Source organism: Streptomyces armeniacus (genome assembly GCF_003355155.1).
In the GTDB taxonomy this organism is placed as follows: Bacteria; Actinomycetota; Actinomycetes; order Streptomycetales; family Streptomycetaceae; genus Streptomyces; species Streptomyces armeniacus.
This window is the reverse complement of sequence record NZ_CP031320.1, coordinates 4049038-4065014: the sequence shown is the minus strand read 5'-3', so window position 1 is coordinate 4065014 and position 15977 is coordinate 4049038. Positions and strand designations below refer to the sequence as shown.

At 73.7% G+C, this 15977-nt stretch carries 12 protein-coding genes, 1 pseudogene and 1 riboswitch; of the genes and pseudogenes, 9 read left to right on the top strand and 4 right to left on the bottom strand.

Features of this window, described 5'->3' with window-relative positions:
* Window positions 1-7 precede the first annotated feature (7 nt).
* The 3 genes from DVA86_RS17505 to DVA86_RS17495 form a co-directional block, all read right to left on the bottom strand.
* Window positions 8-1447 carry a hypothetical protein gene (locus tag DVA86_RS17505; protein ID WP_208884818.1) on the bottom strand — a complete coding sequence of 480 codons (1440 nt, stop codon included), beginning with the start codon at window positions 1445-1447 and terminating at the stop codon, window positions 8-10.
* Window positions 1448-1631: 184 nt separating this feature from the next.
* A complete protein-coding gene (locus DVA86_RS17500) occupies window positions 1632-2924 on the bottom strand; it encodes an alpha/beta hydrolase (RefSeq protein ID WP_208879513.1) in 1293 nt (430 codons plus the stop codon).
* A 175-nt stretch (window positions 2925-3099) separates the two neighbouring features.
* Window positions 3100-3750 carry a class II aldolase/adducin family protein gene (locus tag DVA86_RS17495; RefSeq protein ID WP_208879511.1) on the bottom strand — a complete coding sequence of 217 codons (651 nt, stop codon included), beginning with the start codon at window positions 3748-3750 and terminating at the stop codon, window positions 3100-3102.
* Window positions 3751-3933: 183 nt separating this feature from the next.
* On the opposite strand from DVA86_RS17495, the pseudogene DVA86_RS17490 reads away from it, so the two are divergent.
* The 6 genes and pseudogenes from DVA86_RS17490 to DVA86_RS17465 form a co-directional block, all read left to right on the top strand.
* Window positions 3934-5130, top strand: a pseudogene (locus DVA86_RS17490) (anion permease); the annotation flags it as partial.
* A 378-nt stretch (window positions 5131-5508) separates the two neighbouring features.
* Window positions 5509-5721, top strand: a complete 213-nt coding sequence (locus DVA86_RS17485; RefSeq protein ID WP_208879508.1) for a hypothetical protein — start codon at window positions 5509-5511, stop codon at window positions 5719-5721.
* Between the two features lie 176 nt (window positions 5722-5897).
* Window positions 5898-6027: riboswitch (cobalamin riboswitch) on the top strand.
* A 185-nt stretch (window positions 6028-6212) separates the two neighbouring features.
* Entirely contained in the window at window positions 6213-7325 is a 1113-nt protein-coding gene (locus tag DVA86_RS17480) for a cobalamin biosynthesis protein (RefSeq protein WP_208879506.1), read from the top strand.
* Window positions 7322-8971, top strand: a complete 1650-nt coding sequence (locus DVA86_RS17475; RefSeq protein ID WP_208879504.1) for a cobyric acid synthase — start codon at window positions 7322-7324, stop codon at window positions 8969-8971. Before DVA86_RS17480 ends, DVA86_RS17475 begins: the two co-directional genes overlap by 4 nt.
* 148 nt (window positions 8972-9119) lie before the next feature.
* Entirely contained in the window at window positions 9120-11327 is a 2208-nt protein-coding gene (locus DVA86_RS17470; protein WP_245996727.1) for a hypothetical protein, read from the top strand.
* A gap of 211 nt (window positions 11328-11538) precedes the next feature.
* Window positions 11539-12741 (top strand): alpha/beta fold hydrolase, encoded by a 1203-nt coding sequence (locus tag DVA86_RS17465; protein WP_222623328.1) that lies wholly within the window; start codon window positions 11539-11541, stop codon window positions 12739-12741.
* 2 nt (window positions 12742-12743) lie between these two features.
* On the opposite strand, the gene DVA86_RS17460 is transcribed toward DVA86_RS17465, so the two are convergent.
* Window positions 12744-13403: a TetR/AcrR family transcriptional regulator gene (locus DVA86_RS17460; protein WP_208879503.1), complete on the bottom strand. Its 660-nt coding sequence runs from the start codon at window positions 13401-13403 to the stop codon at window positions 12744-12746.
* A gap of 115 nt (window positions 13404-13518) precedes the next feature.
* Between DVA86_RS17460 and DVA86_RS17455 the strand changes: the two genes are divergently transcribed.
* The 3 genes from DVA86_RS17455 (at window position 13519) to DVA86_RS17445 (ending at window position 15955) form a co-directional block, all read left to right on the top strand.
* Window positions 13519-13725, top strand: coding sequence for a ferredoxin (locus DVA86_RS17455; RefSeq protein WP_208879502.1), 207 nt, complete (start codon window positions 13519-13521; stop codon window positions 13723-13725).
* Entirely contained in the window at window positions 13722-14987 is a 1266-nt protein-coding gene (locus DVA86_RS17450; RefSeq protein WP_208879500.1) for a cytochrome P450, read from the top strand. The genes DVA86_RS17455 and DVA86_RS17450 overlap by 4 nt, the downstream gene beginning before the upstream one ends.
* Window positions 14988-15142: 155 nt before the next feature.
* Window positions 15143-15955 carry a maleylpyruvate isomerase family mycothiol-dependent enzyme gene (locus DVA86_RS17445; protein ID WP_245996726.1) on the top strand — a complete coding sequence of 271 codons (813 nt, stop codon included), beginning with the start codon at window positions 15143-15145 and terminating at the stop codon, window positions 15953-15955.
* The last annotated feature ends 22 nt before the right edge of the window (window positions 15956-15977 follow it).

Here is a 15977-nt window from a genome sequence, read left to right as displayed (position 1 = left end):
ACGCGCGTCACACGTCGCCGGTGTGCACCTGGAACGCCGCCCGGCGCACCGCCTTGGCCAGCGCCGGGTCGGGGTGCGCGGCGGCGAGCGCCACCAGGACCTGCACCGTACGGGGGTGGCCCGCGGCCCGTACCTCGTCCAGCAGGTCCGGTACGGAGCCCTGTACGGCGGTGTCGAGGTGGTCGACCAGCAGCCGCCCCTCGCCGTGGTCGGTGACGGCCGCCGCCGTGTCCACCCACAGCCAGGTGGCCTCCTCGCGGGTGAGCACGCCGGACGCGCCGCCGGCCAGCTCCTCCGGGTCGGCGCCGTCCAGTTCGGCCAGCCAGAGCAGCGCGTACGGGCGGAGCGTCGGCTCGTCGGCCGCCGCCCGTACGTCGGGTTCGGCCGGGGCGCCGACGACCCGCAGCGCCTCGAAGGCGAGCCCGCGGATCAGGGCGTCCTCGCCGCGGGCGGCCTCGAGCAGTTCGGTGACGGCGGGGCCGGTGGGCCGGGCGGCGAGCCAGGCGCGGCACTCGGCGCGGGACGGGCCGGGCGTGAGCTGGGCGCAGCCGCGCAGCATGTCCTCGGCGGACTGCTCGATGTTCCCGGCGGGGCTCTGGGCGGCCACGCAGATCTGTTCCAGCTTGGTCCAGACGGCCCAGTTCCCGAGCGGGGTGAGCGCGGCGGTGGGGGTCGTACGGGCAGCGGGCTCGCGTGCGTCGCGGGCCTCGCCGGGGTCGCGGGCGTCGCAGCGGGTCAGGGCGCCGACCGAGGCGAGCCCGTCGAGGGCCCAGCCGAGCAGGGCGGGCAGCGACGGGTCGGGGGTGTCGGGCAGGTCCACGCCCGACTCGCGTTCGCTGCGCAGCTCGGTGATGCGCTGGGCCAGCAGGTCGTGCAGCGCGGGGAGCGTGACGGGGCCCGCGGAGAGGTGCAGCAGCGAGAGGAGCTGCGGCATGGCGACGACGACCTCCCCGACCAGTACGGGGTCGGCGGCGTCGGCGGGAGTCGGGCGGGCGAGCGACCAGGCGTCGAACAGCGCGACCCAGCCGCGCAGGACGGCGCTGTCGTCGCGCTCCCAGGCGCGCAGCCGCCAGCCCGGCCGTGCCGTGTCGCCGTGCACCTCGACGAGCCCGGCGAGCCGGGCCCGGTCCCAGTCGCCGCGCACCTGTGCCGGGGTGCGGCGGAGTTCGGCGGCGGCACGTTCGAAGGCCTCGGGCGTGGGCACGCCGCTGGTGGGCGGCTCGTCGGCGACCCAGCGGGCCATGCGCTCGGCGCTGCCGAGCACGGCCCTGGCGTGCCGCGCCAGCGCGGCGGGCGAGGGGGTGCCCTCGGGCGGCCTGGGCGCGGACGATCCGTGCGCGGGCCAGGCCCGGCTGCGGGCGGCCGCGGTCACGCTACGGCGCGCGGCGGCGATGGGCCGTCGGGGGACGAGGCGCAGGCGGGTGTCTCGCGGTGTACGGGACGTCACAGGAGCAGTCTTCATGGTGCGAGGCGAAAATCCCAAACGGGGGTCGCGCTGGCGCACTTGAGCGGGGCACCACCGGAGTCACGGGGTGCTCCGCCACGTGCGTGTGCGCGCTCCCCCGCCTGCGCGCGGCCGCGTGCGCGACGGGCTGCGCGGCCCGTACGCCAGACGCCGTAGGGACGTCGCGTCACATGACGGAGGTGAGGAAGCGGCGCAGCGCCTCCTCGTACGCGGCGGGGTCGGCGTTCCACATCGCCGCGTGCCGGGCGTGCGGCACGGTGTGCGCGGAGACCAGGTGCGGATGGCGGCTCGCCAGTTCGCGGGAGTACGCCCAGGGGGCGATGGTGTCGTCCGGGCCGTGGAAGAGGAGGGTGGGCACGGCCGGCCGCTCGGGACCGGTGTGCGTCTCCTGGCCGTGGTACGGAGGGAGTTCACCGGGCTGCTCGCCGGGCTGCCGTTCCGACCGCAGGCCGACGCGGCCCTCCGCAGCCCGTACGGCCAGCGGCAGCAGCGCGCGCGGTGTGCCGCGGGCGACGGCCAGCGCGCGGAGTGTGGCGCGGCGGTCGAGCACCGGCGAGTCCAGTACGAGGCCGCTGACGTGCTGGCGGAGCGCCGAGTTGGCGGCGGCGCGCAGCGCCATGTACGCGCCGGTGGACCAGCCGTACAGGACGATGCGGTCGGCGCCGTAGCGCACGGCGTAGCGGAGGGCGGCGTCCACGTCGCGCCACTCGGAGTCGCCGAGGTGCCCGACGCCGTTGGAGGGGCTGGGCGCGCCGAGGTCGCCGCGATAGGAGAGGGCGAGCACGGGCAGCTGCTGCCCGTGCAGGAACGGCAGCACGTTCAGCGCCTGGTCGAGGGTGGCGCCGAGCCCGTGCACGGTGATGACCCACGTGTCGCGGTGACCGGGCACGAACCAGCCGGGAAGGGCGCCGCTTTCACCGGGGATGTCCACTTCGACGTGGTCGATGCCCAGCGCCTCGTGCGGATCGCCCACGTGGACGAGCGGCGTGAGCCGCACCCTCGTACCGGGCTTCAGGTCGCCGTACGTGATGCGGTCCAGCCGCCGTACGGCCGTGTCCGCCGCTGTGTCCTCGGGCGGCTCGTCCAGCACCGGTCCGACGACGGCGTGGCAGCCGCGCCCGGACAGCCCGTACGTGCCGGGGAGCTGTGCGGTGAACGAGCGGGTGAGCGCGATGTGCCCGGTGTCGCCCGCGCGTCCGGCGTCGCCCGCGTGCCCGGGGCCGGGGTTGCCCTCGGGGGCGTCGCCGCCCGCCTCTTCGGCCGTGCCCGGCGACCAGTGGGTGAACGAGTGCACGGTGAGCGGCGGACCCGCGAAGCCCGCCGGCACCGGCGGGCGGCCACGGCGTGTCCGTGCGGGCCGCAGGGCGGCGTTGGCGGCGTACCGTCCGGCCGCCGCCGCGGCGGCCACGGCACCCAGCGCGGTGGTGGCGGCCACGGCCGCCGTCGTCTGCAGGCGCATCCTGCACAGTGTCGGCCCCAAGCGGCGCCGCGACCAGTGGCGAACGGTGGTCGGGTGATGCGCGGCGCGTACGGACGGCGGCGGTGAAGCCCGTACGGACGCCGATCTCAGTCCCTGCGGACGGCGGACTGACTCCGTACGGAGCCCGCGTTCACCCCCGTACGGATGGCGCCGTTCAGTCCCCCCGCTGCCCGTATCCGCGCAGTTTGACGCCCACGCGGTCGAGCTCCTCCGGTGACAGCAGGCTGGGCGTGCGTCCGGGCACCGACGCGGCGGTGAGCCAGACGCGGCACATCCACTCCAGTTGGGCGGTGCGGTCGTACGCCTGGTCGAGGCCGGCGCCGTACGTGATGGTGCCGTGGTTCTGCAGCAGGCAGCCGCTGCGTCCGCGGAGGGCACGGAGCATCTGCGCGGCGAGTTCGTCGCTGCCGTAGGTGGCGTACGGCGCGACGCGCACGGGGCCGCCGAGTGCGGCCGTCATGTAGTGGACGGCGGGGAGTTCGTCGACGAGCGCGGACACGGCGGTGGCGTGCACCGCGTGGGTGTGCACCACGGCGGTCGCGTCCGAGGCGCGGTAGACGGCGAGGTGCATGGGCAGCTCGCTCGTCGGGCGCAACTTCCCGGCCACCGAACGGCCTTCGAGGTCCACGGCGCACAGGTCGCCGGGGCCGAGACGGTGGTACGGGACACCCGTCGGGGTCACCAGGACGACGTCTCCGACACGCACCGAGACGTTGCCCGAAGTGCCCACCACGAGGCCCTCGTCGACCGTCCTCCGGGCGGTGTCCACCAACTGCTGCCAGGCCTCCGCCTGTTCCTCGTGCATACGCACCTCCGGCCTCGCACTGTAGCCCGAACCACTGGAACAGCAGCTGTTACAGTACGTAGTCGCGTGCTCACAAGAGGACTCGTGGAGTGACACCCCGATGCCTGCCTCAGTTCATCTCCCGTTCACCCACGATCTTTACGTTCACCACGTCACTTACCTTCGAACTGATTGCCTGGGTGAATGGAACACATCACGCTTCTCATCGGGATCGTGATCGTCACGGCCTTGGTGTTCGACTTTACGAACGGCTTCCACGACACGGCCAACGCCATGGCCACCACCATCTCCACCGGGGCACTCAGACCCAAGACAGCGGTGGCGATGTCGGCGGTCCTCAACCTCATCGGCGCGTTCGTGTCGGTCGAGGTCGCCAAGACCATCTCCTCCGGACTCATCGACGAAGGTTCGGGCATCAAACCCGAAGTGATCTTCGCCGCCCTGGTCGGCGCGATCCTCTGGAACATGCTGACGTGGCTGGCGGGCCTCCCCTCCAGTTCGTCGCACGCCCTGATGGGCGGTCTCCTCGGCGCCACCGTCGCCTCGGTGGGCTTCGGCGCCGTCAACGGCGAAGTCGTCGTCATGAAGGTGCTCATCCCGGCGCTCGCCGCCCCGCTCGTGGCCGGTGTGGCCGCGCTCTTCGCGACCCGGCTGTCGTACCGCATGACGCGCAACGCCGACGAGCAGCAGACCGCGAAGGGTTACCGCGCCGGGCAGATCACCTCCGCCGCGCTGGTCTCCCTCGCGCACGGCACGAACGACGCGCAGAAGACCATGGGCGTCATCACCCTCGCCCTGATCTCCGGCGGCGCGCTCGGCGCGGACGCCGATCCGCCGCTCTGGGTCGTCGTCTCGGCCGGTGTCGCCATCGCGCTCGGCACCTACCTCGGCGGCTGGCGGATCATCCGCACGATGGGCAAGGGCATCACCGACATCCAGCCGCCGCAGGGCTTCGCCGCACAGACCAGCGCCGCCGCGACGATCCTGGCGTCCTCGCACATCGGCTTCTCCCTCTCCACCACGCACGTCTGCTCCGGCGCCGTCATGGGCTCCGGGCTCGGCCGCAAGGGCGGCATCGTGCGCTGGTCGACGGCGGGCCGCATGGTGGCCGGCTGGGGGCTGACCATCCCGGCCGCCGGGCTGGTTGCCGCCTTCTCCACGGTCGTGGCCGAGCAGGGTGACTGGGGCGTGACGGCGGTCGCCGTGGCCGCGGTCGTCGCCTGCGGCGCCATCTGGCTCGCGTCGCGGCGCGAACCGGTCGATCACACCAACGTCAACGAGGTGCCCACCGCCGCGCCGCAGAGCGACGCCGCGGCCGAACCGGCCGGCATCGTCACCGCGGCCCTGCGGTCCGTCGCGCCGCCGCCCCCGGTGGCCGCGCGTACGGACGGACGGCAGGCGGACGGTGCGCACGCGGAGGAGCGTGCCGAGGTGTCCGCGGAAGATCCCGCGGAGGGCCGTACGGAAGCGCGTGCGGACGCCGGTACGGACGCCGGTGCGGACGAGCCCTCGGGGCACGCCGCCGACGGACACGCGGTGGCGATGGCCGAGAGCGGCGCGGCCGACGACGACGAGGACATAGCCGCAGCGGCGACCTCGGGAGCAGCGCCGTCCGGCGCCGCCGATGGCGGCATCCCCCGGCAGCAGGCATCCAGTTCCACTTCCGGTTCCGGTTCCGCTTCGCAGCCGGCCGGTTCACCGGCCGCCAGCCGCACCTGACCGCTACGCCCCTCCCCGCCTCTCTCGAAGGACTCAGCTATGGACATCGACTGGGCCGCTCTCGGCCAGGTCTTCGGCGTCAGCCTGGGGGCGACGGTCGCCCTGGTGGGAGTGTTCACGCTCGGCATCCTCGGCTCCTCCGCGGACAAGTCGGGCGGCGGCAGCACCGTGCTGGCCCGCACCGGCGCGTACGCCTGCTTCGGTCTGTGCGCCGCGGCGGTGGCGTACGGCATCTACCTCATCGCGGCCTAGACGGCCTGGGCCGCACCGCCCGCGGGGCGGTCCGAACGGCGCGCACACGCGGCACGGGCGGCGGCCCGTGCCGCTGTCCGTGTGTCTGCTCACACTCTCCCGTCGCAGGTCAAGGCCGAGTTGACGGTCGATAGCGCACGTGGTGGACTGCCCAACGTTGCCAAACGGCGGCAGGAGAGGAAGCCGGTGCGAATCCGGCGCGGTCCCGCCACTGTCACCGGGGAGCGCTCCCCCAACCCAGTTGTCACGGCCCACAGTTCGGGCTGGAAGGCCGGGGGAGGCGCCGATCCGGGAGCCAGGAGACTCTCGCCGCCGGTCACGTCGAGCCAGGGCGAGGACCCTGAGTGAGGACATACGCCATGCGTGGCTTTTCCGGTCCTGATTCCGCTACCTCTCGCGGCACGAGCCGCCTCCGCCGCCGTGCCGCTCCGCGCGTCCGACGCGGCGCGGCGCCGCCCGGGTCCCGTCCCGCCACCACCGTGCGCTGAGCGGTGCGGACTGCACGCGCCCACACGTACGGCGCGGTCCTCGGCTATCTCACCGACCTGCTGCTCGCCGACCCGCGGCGCGGCCACCCCGTCGCGGCCTTCGGCCGGGCCGCGGGGCGGGTCGAACGCGCGCTGTGGCGCGACCACCGCGGCGCCGGAGCGCTGCACACGGCGCTGTGCGTCGGCGGCGTCACCGCGGCGGCAGCGGCCGCGACCGCGCTCGTACGGGGCGGCGTGCGGGCGGGCGTACGTGCGGACGGACGGCCGGACGCCCACCCGCCGCACGCCTGCGGCGGGTGGGCGGACGCCACGGACGCGCCCGCCCAGTCCTCCCCGCACGCCCCGCACTCCGCCCCGCACGCCGTCCTGACCGCCGCCGTCACCTGGGCCGTACTCGGCGGAACGTCGCTGGCCCGCGAGGCCGCCGCCGTGGGCGCCGCACTCGAGGCGGGCGACCTCGACGAAGCCCGCCGCCGCCTGCCCCGCCTGTGCGGCCGTGACCCGTACGCGCTGGACGCCGACGGACTCGCGCGCGCGGTGGTCGAATCCGTCGCGGAGAACACCTCGGACGCCGTCGTGGGCGCCCTCGTCTGGGGCGCCGTCGCCGGAGTGCCGGGGATGGCCGCGTTCCGTGCGGCGAACACGCTGGACGCGATGGTCGGCCACAAGTCGCCCGCGTACCGGCGGTTCGGCTGGGCCGCCGCCCGGCTGGACGACGTGCTCGGCTGGCCGGGCTCCCGGCTGACGGCGGCCCTCGCCACGCTGGCCGGGCCGGACCCGCGCGGCGCGGCACTTGCCTGGCGTACGGACGCCCGCGCGCATCCGAGCCCCAACGCGGGCCCGGTGGAAGCCGCGTTCGCGGGTGCGCTGGGCGTACGGCTGGGCGGAACGCTCTCGTACGGAGGCCGAATCGAGCACCGTCCGGTGCTCAACGCTCCCGGGCGCACGCCCGTACCGGGCGACATCGCGCGCGCCGTACGGCTGTCCCGGCGCGTCAGCGCGTGCGCGCTCGCCGTCACCCTTGCCGCGCGTACGACGCCCGCTGCCGGCGGGGCCGCCTCGGCAGGCGGACCACACCGGAAGACCGGACCACACCAGAGGAGGGGGCACCGATGACCGGAGGGCTGCTCGTCGCGGGCACCACGTCCGACGCGGGCAAGAGCGTGGTCACGGCCGGGATCTGCCGCTGGCTGGCGCGGCAGGGTGTGAAGGTCGCGCCGTTCAAGGCGCAGAACATGTCGCTCAACTCGTACGTCACCCGGGACGGTGCCGAGATCGGCCGCGCCCAGGCCATGCAGGCCGCGGCGGCGCGCGTCGAGCCGAGCGCGCTGATGAATCCCGTACTGCTGAAGCCCGGCGGCGACCGCACCAGTCAGGTGGTGCTCATGGGCAAGGCGGTCGGCGAGCTGAGCGCCCGCGGCTACTTCGGCGCGGGTGACGGCGGCACTCGAGCCGACACCGGCACCGGCGCGGGCACGGACAGCGGCAGCACGGGCAGCGGCGAGGAAATCGACGCCGCGCGCGCGTACGACGGCCACCGCCGCGCCCTGCTGGAGACGGTGACCGGCTGCCTCGACGAACTCCGCGCCACCCACGACGCGGTGATCTGCGAGGGCGCGGGCAGCCCGGCCGAGATCAACCTGCGCCGTACGGACATTGTGAACATGGGCCTCGCGCGCGCGGCGCGCCTTCCGGTCGTCGTCGTGGGCGACATCGACCGCGGCGGCGTCTTCGCCTCCTTCTTCGGCACCACCGCGCTGCTCGCCGCCGCGGACCAGGCGCTGGTAGCGGGCTATCTGGTGAACAAGTTCCGCGGCGACGTCTCCCTCCTCCAACCCGGCCTGGACACGCTGGAGAAGCTCACCGGGCGTCCGTCGCTGGGCGTGCTGCCGTACGCGCACGGGCTGGGCATCGACGAGGAGGACGGGCTGCGCCTGTCGCTGCGCGGCACCGTACGGGAGAGCGCCGGCGGCGCACCGTACGGAGCGGACGTGCTGCGCGTGGCCGTCCTGCCCGTGCCGCTCATGTCGAACTTCACGGACGTGGACGCGCTCGCCGCCGAGCCGGGCGTCGCCGTACGGTTCACCGACCGGCCGGAGGAACTGGCCGACGCCGACCTGGTGGTGCTGCCCGGCACCCGCGGCACCGTGCGCGCGCTGGAGTGGCTGCGCGAGCGCGGCCTCGCCGCGGCGATCGCCCGGCGGGCGGCCGAGGGCCGTCCCGTCCTGGGCATCTGCGGCGGCTTCCAGGTGCTGGGCGAACGGATCGAGGACGAGGTCGAGTCGCGCGCGGGCGTGGTTTCGGGCCTCGGCCTGCTGCCCGTACGCGTACGGTTCGCCGCGGCGAAGACCCTCGCACGCCCCGTCGGTACGGCGCTGGGCGAACGCGTCGAGGGGTACGAGATCCACCACGGCGTCGCCGAAGTCCTCGGCGGGGAACCGTTCTTCGAGGGCGAGTCGCCGGACGGCGAGGGCGCACGCCACCACCTGGACGGCTGCCGTTCCGGGTCGGTGTGGGGCACGCACTGGCACGGTTCGCTGGAGAGCGACGGCTTCCGCCGCGCGTTCCTGCGCCGGGTGGCCGCGGACGCCGGGCGCGCCTTCGAGCCGGCCCCGGACACGGCCTTCGCGGCGTTGCGTGAGCAACAGCTGGAGCGGCTCGGCGACCTGATCGAGGAGCACGCGGACACGGACGCGCTGCTGCGGCTCATCGAGCACGGCGCGCCGCCGGACTTGCCGTTCGTCCCGCCGGGGGCGCCGTGACTGCCCCGCCCGTCCTACTCCTGTCCTTTATACACATCTGACGCTGCCGACCAACCCCTACCTCCACACCCCCGTCGAGGGCTTGTAGTTAGAAAAAAAAGACGTTGGAGGCAACTCGTTTACCCTCCCCCCGCCAGGAGCCCAGCCCGTGCCCTCTGCCGGACTCTCCCCTCGACGCGCTGTCCAGCTGGCGGCGCTGCTCGCCCTGCTGCTGCTGTACTCGCTCCAGCTCGCGGGCGCCCTGCTGCCGAACGTTCCCGTCTTCGTGGCCGCCTCGGCCCTCGGCCTCGTGCTCGACCTCTACCTCCAGCACCAGCAGCCCGGACTGCTGGCCCTGCTGGGGAAGGTCCGCTTCGACGTCGTGACGCGGCAGCTGCTGCGCGACATGCTCATCGTCGTCGGCCTGGTGCGGCTGCCCGACGTCGAGCCGGTGGAGGAGATGGGCGTCGTCCCGCTCCTCCTCGGCTGCTACGCCGCGCACTTCTTCTGCCAGGGCGTCGCCGTCCTCGTACGCCGCAGCCGTACGCTCCCCATCGTCACGCGCAACATCGACACCTCCGGCCTGCGGCTGTCCCCCGCGCCCCCCCGCCTGCTGCTCCGGCAGCCCAGCCGCAGGCTGCTGCGCTTCATGAGCCCGGCGACCGCCGGTCTGCTCGTGACCGCCGTCACCTCGGCCAAGGGCTGGGCCCTGGCCGGACTGTGCGTCTCGCTGGCGCTGTCGATCGTCAGCGCCGGCTATCTCGGCACCTGGCTGCTGCCCGGCAAGCGGCTGCCGAACGAGGAGCGGGTGCTCGCCTGGCTGGACGGCTGGCTGGCCGACTACCGGCCGACGGTCGGCATGTACTTCTCCGGCGGCGCCACCTCCGCCTACCAGGCCAACATGTGGCTCAGCACACTCGCCGCGCTGGACGGCCGGCCGCTCATCGTGCTCCGCGAGCGCTTCATGGTGCAGAAGATCGACGCGACGGACGTGCCGATCGTCTGCATCCCCAAGGTCGCGCACCTGATGCACCTGGAGCACTCCACGCTCAAGGTGCTGCTGCACCCGGCGAACTCCGGGAAGACCTCGCAGGTGCTGCGCATCCCCACCGTCAAGCACGCGTTCACGAACCACGGCGAGAGCGACAAGCTGTCGTCCTGCAACCCGTACGCCAAGGCGTACGACGAGGTCTGGGTCGCCGGCCCCGCCGCACGCGAGCGCTACCAGCTGGCCGACATCGGCGTCGACGACAAGGACGTCGTGGAGGTCGGCAGACCGCAGCTGGCGCCGATCCTGCCGTACGCCGGGCCGCCGGCGCGCGACGGCTACACGACCGTGCTGTACGCCCCCACCTGGGAGGGCTGGACGGACGACCCGGGCAACACCTCGGTCATCCTGGCCGGCGAGAACATCGTCCGCGAACTGCTCGCCGACCCCGCCGTACGGCTCCTCTACAAGCCGCACCCGATGACCGGCTCTGTCGACCCGCGCGCGGGCGTGGCCAACCGGCGCATCCAGGCGATGATCAACGAGGCGAACGCCGCGCGCTCGGGCGCCCGCCCGGGCCCGGAGGCGGCGGCCGAACTCCAGCGCCGCACCGCCGAACTGGACGAGCTCACCAGCACCGCGTTCCGCAAGAGCGTCGACGAGCCGGAGCGGATGATGCTCCAGTCACGCCCGGACAGCGAGCGCGCCGCCGTCGTCACCGCGGCGCGTGAGGCGTGGGAGGAGGCGTACTGGGCGTCGTTCCCCGAGTGGGAGCACCAGATCATCACCGGCGCCCGGCCCGCCATCTACACCTGCTTCAACCAGGCCGACCTGCTCATCAGCGACGTCTCCAGCGTCGTCTCGGACTACCTCAGCAGCGAGAAGCCGTACGCGGTCGCCAACACCAGCGGCCTGAGCGAGGACGACTTCAGGACGGGCTTCCCGACCGTACGGGCGGCGACGATCCTGTCGCCGGACGCGTCCGAGGTGCCGCGACTGCTGGAGTCCGTACGCGACCCGGCCAAGGACACCCTCTCGGCGGCCCGCGCCGAGCTGAAGGTCCACCTGCTCGGCCCCTCGGACCCGCCGTCGCTGGCGCGCTTCAACCGCGCCGCGCTCGACCTGTGCGCGGCGGCGGACTCCCGCAACACCCGCGCGGCAGCCCGTACGGCCGCCGAGATCCCCGGTCAGCGGGAGAAGGCGGACGCGGCGGAAGAGATCGAACTCGACCCCGCCGCCCGCCCCTTGCCGGCACCGGACGGGCGGCGGGACGGTTCGAAGGCCGGGCGCCGTACGGACCGCGAGGAGCGTACGGACCGCGCGGACCGCGCCGACGACGAGAAGCCGGACGCGACGAGCGACGCGGAGGACCCGGTCATCTCCGCCTGATCTGCGGGCTGTTCACCCGTCCCGGCCCGCCCGGCACCGTCCTCCCCTGGACGGCCCGGGGGGGCCGTTCGCGTGCCCGGGGTGCTCGGCGTGCCCGGCGTGCGCGCTACTCCCCGGCGCGTAGCCGCGGTGCCTCCCGGCGGCGGATGCCCGTCCGCACCGGTGCGGGACATCCTGCCGTCACCGGACCACACGGAGAGGCAGACCGGACATGCCGAAGCAGCACCAACGGACCGCCCAACGGATCACCCGACGGAACCTGATCGCGGCCGGAGCGGCCGGGCTCGGCACGGCCGCCCTCGCCGCACCACCGGCCGCCGCAAACACCGCGAACACCGCGAGCACTGCCCCGTACGGGCCGCGCCGCCGCGCCGCCCGTACGCCGACGCCGCACCATGTGCGCCACGACATTCGGCACCGCACCGTCCGCACCAACGGCATCCGCATGCACGTCGCCGAGGCGGGTGACGAGCACGCCCCGACCGTCGTCCTCGTGCACGGCTTCCCCGAACTCGCGTACTCCTGGCGCCATCAGCTCCCCGCCCTCGCCGCCGCCGGCTACCACGCCGTCGCCCCCGACGTACGCGGCTACGGCCGCACCGACGCCCCCCGCGACATCACCGGCTACAGCCTCCGCGGCAACATCGCCGACCTGAACGGCCTCCTCGATGCCCTCGGCGCCCGTACGGCCGCCCTCGTCGGCCACGACCAGGGCGCGGGCATCACCTGGGCCGCCGCCGAACTCCGGCCGGAGCGCTTCCCGGCCGTCGCCGGGCTCGGCGTGGGCCACGGGCCGCGGTTGCCCAAGCCGATGACGGAGTACATCCGGGAGAACAACCCCGGCAGGTTCAACGTCGTCCTGTACTTCCAGGAACCCGGCGTCGCCGAGGCCGAGTTGGACGCCGACCCGGACCGTACGCTCCGCATGACGCTCTACGCGCTGTCCGGCCAGGCCCCGTACGACCTCGTGCCGCGCTGGCTGACCGGCACCCCCGAGGGCGCCGACTTCCTCGACCCGCTGCCCGACCCGGGCCGCCCGTCGCGCTGGTCCGGCTGGTGTACGGACGCGGAGTTCGCCTGCTACGTACGGGAGTTCCGCCGTACGGGCTTCGCCGGGGCGGTCCGGCGCTACCGCACCTTCGACCACGACTGGCACGACCTGCCGCAGGTCGGCACGCACAAGATCCACCAGCCCGCGCTGTACGTCACCGGGGAGCTCGACTCCGCGTACCGCTTCGGCGCCCTCGGCCCCCTGCGCGAGTGGGTGCCGGGCCTGCGGGGCGTCCACGTCATGCCCGGCGTCGGTCACTGGACCCAGCAGGAGAGCCCCGACGAGGTGAACGCCCACCTCATCGACTTCCTGCACGCCGACTACCCGCCCCGGCGCCGCACCCGCCGCCCCGCACCCGACTAGTCTCAGGTGCGGCCGAAGAGGGCCAGCAGGAGCCCGTCCCGGGCCCTGTCGAGGAGGTACCCCGGCTCGTAGGTCAGGCTCCAGCCCAGCCCGAACTGGCCGTGCAGGCCGGTCCAGAGCAGCCGCGTCACGTCGTCGCCGCTCAGCAGCCCGGTGCCGCACGCCCCGGCCGGTGTCACCGCCGGATCGGCCAGATACGCCTCGACGACCTCGTTCCAGGCCCTCGCGACGTGCTTGTGCGGGTACTCCTCGAACGCCGGCGGGTCGGACAGCACGGGCCCGATGAGGAATATCAGTTGGTAGCGCTGCCGCTGCCGGGTGGCGAAGAGGCAGTACGCGTCGACGGTGGCACGCAGGGCCGCCCACGAGTCGCCGGGCGGCGCCGACTTCGCTGCCGCCCGCATCGTTTCGGCCAAGTCGTCGTAAACACCGTCTAAGAGTGTCCACATGAGCTGTGACTTGTCCCTGAAGTGCTTGTAGACCGACGGGGCGGCGATTCCGGCCTCCCGTGCGATGGCCCGCAGCGAGACCTCCTCGGGGTTGCGGGCCTGGCCCAGCAGCCGGTCGGCCGCCTCCAGGATCTCCTCGCGCAGCCGCCGGCCTTCGCCCCAGCGGTTGCGGACACGCATCCCGTCGGCCGGCTCCGTCTGGCCTGTACTCATCGGGTGTCCTTTCACCAACTTCCGCGTCAGTTTACGGTGTTCACCAACTCCGCTAACAGTGTTAGCCGACTATCGGGGGCTCGGAACGGAACACGTACGGAACAGGAGTTGCCCCATGAAAGTGGACATCGAGCAGGAGAGGTGCGTCGGCGCCGGACAGTGCGTCCTGATCTCACCCGAAGTCTTCGACCAGAGCGACGACGACGGCCTCGTGAAGCTGCGGGACGCGTCCCCCGCACCGGAGTTGTACGGACGGATACGCGAAGCGGTCATGTCCTGCCCGGCCGGTGTCATCCGCCTCGTGGAAGCGGAGGCGACATGAGCGCGCACACGGCGTCCACCGGATCCACCGGATCCACCGCCTCCACCGGATCCACCACCGCACCCGCCGTTCCCGACTTCCCCCTGGAGCGTTCCGGCCGCTGCCCGTTCGACCCGCCCGGAGAGCACCGGGACTGGCAGCGGGCGCCGGGACTGCAGCAGGTACGCCTCTGGGACGGCACCCGCATCTGGGCGGTGACCCGCCACGAGGAAGTACGCGCGGGCCTGCGCGACCCCCGTATCAGCGCCGACGGCCTGCACCCGGGGCTGCCCTCACTGGCGGCGAGCCGGAAGATGGCCCCCGAAGAGGTCGTCTTCCCCCGCATGGACGACCCGCAGCACGCGGAGCAGCGCCGGATGCTGACCGGCGCGTTCACCGTCCGGCAGACCGAGGCCATGCGCCCGCGCATCCAGGAGGTGGTCGACGACGCCCTCGAAGGGATGATCGCCGGCGGCAGGCCGGCCGACCTGGTCACCAAGTTCGCACTGCCCGTGCCCTCCCGGATCATCGCGGTCCTGCTGGGTGTCCCGTACGAGGACCACGACCTCTTCGAGGACAGCTCGAAGCTGCTGCTCGACCTGAGCGCCGACGTCGAGCGGGTCCAGGCGGCCAAGCAGTGGCTCTACACCTACCTCCTCGACCTCGTACGCCGCAGGGAGCGCGAGCCGGGCGACGACCTCCTCAGCAGGCTGGTCGCCGAACGGGTCACCTCCGGTGAACTCACCCGCCGGCAGGCCGTCTACATCGCACGCGCACTGCTCGTGGCCGGGCACGAGACCACCGCCAACATGATCACTCTCAGCACCCTGACCCTCCTCCGGCACCCGGAGGAGCTCGCGCGGGTCCGCGACACCGACGACCCGCGCACCGTCGCCGACGCGGTCGAGGAGCTGCTGCGCTACCAGACGATCGCCGAGAACGCGGTCGTACGCGTCGCGCTGGAGGACATCACGATCGGCGGACAGCCGGTACGCGCCGGGGAAGGGCTGATCTTCTGCCTTCCGGTGGCGAACCGGGACGGCGGGCTCCTGGACGACCCCGACAGCTTCAGCATCGACCACCAGGCGCGCGGGCACGTCGCGTTCGGCTACGGCATCCACCAGTGCCTGGGGCAGAACCTGGCCCGTGCGGAACTCCAGATCGCCCTGCCGACGCTGCTGCGCCGGCTGCCGGGGCTGCGGCTCGCGGTGCCGTTCGAGGAGATCGAGTTCCACGGGAAGAGGGTCACCTTCGGAGCGGCCCGGCTGCCGGTCACCTGGTGACCGCCCGGTCCACGGTGCGGTCCGCGGGGCGGGCCGCACCGTGGACCGGCCACGGACCGGCTCCGGACCGGCTCCGGACCGGCCACGGACCGGCCACGGACCGGCCACGGCAAAACCGGCTGAACCGCGCCGTGCCGGTCGCCTACCGTGCCGTCATGACCAGCCTGACCAGCCTGCCGTACGACCGCCTCTGCACCGAGATCGTCGCCCAGACCGACCAGTTGAGGGCGGCCGTCAGAGACGCCGACCTGACCACCCCCGTACCCTCCTGCCCCGGCTGGCACCTCGGCGAGCTGCTCCGCCACCTCGGCGGGGCCCAGCGCTGGACCGAGACGGTCGTACGGACGCGGGCCACCGGTCCCGTCTCCGACGACCAGGTCAACGACGTGTCCGGCGCCGACACCGACCCCGCCGCGGTCGACGCCTGGCTCGCGGACGGCGCGGCGCGGCTGGCGGCCGTGCTGCGCGAGGCCGGACCGGACGCGCCGGTGTGGACGGTGGCGCCGGGCGGGACACCGGCGTTCTGGGCCCGCCGTATGACGTACGAGGCCGTCGTCCACCGGTGGGACGCCACGGCGGCGCTGGGCGCGGAGTACGTCCTCGCGCCGGAGGTCGCGGTCGAGGGTCTCGACGAGTGGATGGAGATGAGCGCGCTCCCGCAGGCGTACGCGTCCGAGCCCCTCCGCCGCGAACTCGCCGGCCCCGGCCGCACCCTGCACTTCCACCCGACCGACACCGGCGCCGCGCCGCTGGAGGGCGCGGAGTGGCTGGTCGACCTCACCGGCGACACGTTCGTCTGGCGCCACGCGCACGAGGAGGCGGCGGCGACCGTACGCGGTCCGCTGACGAGCCTGCTCCTGCTGATGTACGACCGCCCGTCGCCGCGCGGCGCGGACATCGAAGTCCTGGGCGACGCGGCCCTGTTCGAGACCTGGCGGGAGCGTTGCAGCGACTGGCTGCGGAGGTAGTCCGGCGTCTCGCGGGAGGCTG

Bases quoted from the DNA above. Each gene is read 5' to 3' on its own strand.
- DVA86_RS17500 (WP_208879513.1), bottom strand. From the start codon at position 2,924: ATGCGCCTGCAGACGACGGCGGCCGTGGCCGCCACCACCGCGCTGGGT.
- DVA86_RS17485 (WP_208879508.1), top strand. From the start codon at position 5,509: ATGGACATCGACTGGGCCGCTCTCGGCCAGGTCTTCGGCGTCAGCCTG.
- DVA86_RS17475 (WP_208879504.1), top strand. From the start codon at position 7,322: ATGACCGGAGGGCTGCTCGTCGCGGGCACCACGTCCGACGCGGGCAAG.
- DVA86_RS17460 (WP_208879503.1), bottom strand. From the start codon at position 13,403: ATGAGTACAGGCCAGACGGAGCCGGCCGACGGGATGCGTGTCCGCAAC.
- DVA86_RS17495 (WP_208879511.1), bottom strand. From the start codon at position 3,750: ATGCACGAGGAACAGGCGGAGGCCTGGCAGCAGTTGGTGGACACCGCC.
- DVA86_RS17445 (WP_245996726.1), top strand. From the start codon at position 15,143: ATGACCAGCCTGACCAGCCTGCCGTACGACCGCCTCTGCACCGAGATC.
- DVA86_RS17450 (WP_208879500.1), top strand. From the start codon at position 13,722: ATGAGCGCGCACACGGCGTCCACCGGATCCACCGGATCCACCGCCTCC.
- DVA86_RS17455 (WP_208879502.1), top strand. From the start codon at position 13,519: ATGAAAGTGGACATCGAGCAGGAGAGGTGCGTCGGCGCCGGACAGTGC.
- DVA86_RS17465 (WP_222623328.1), top strand. From the start codon at position 11,539: ATGCCGAAGCAGCACCAACGGACCGCCCAACGGATCACCCGACGGAAC.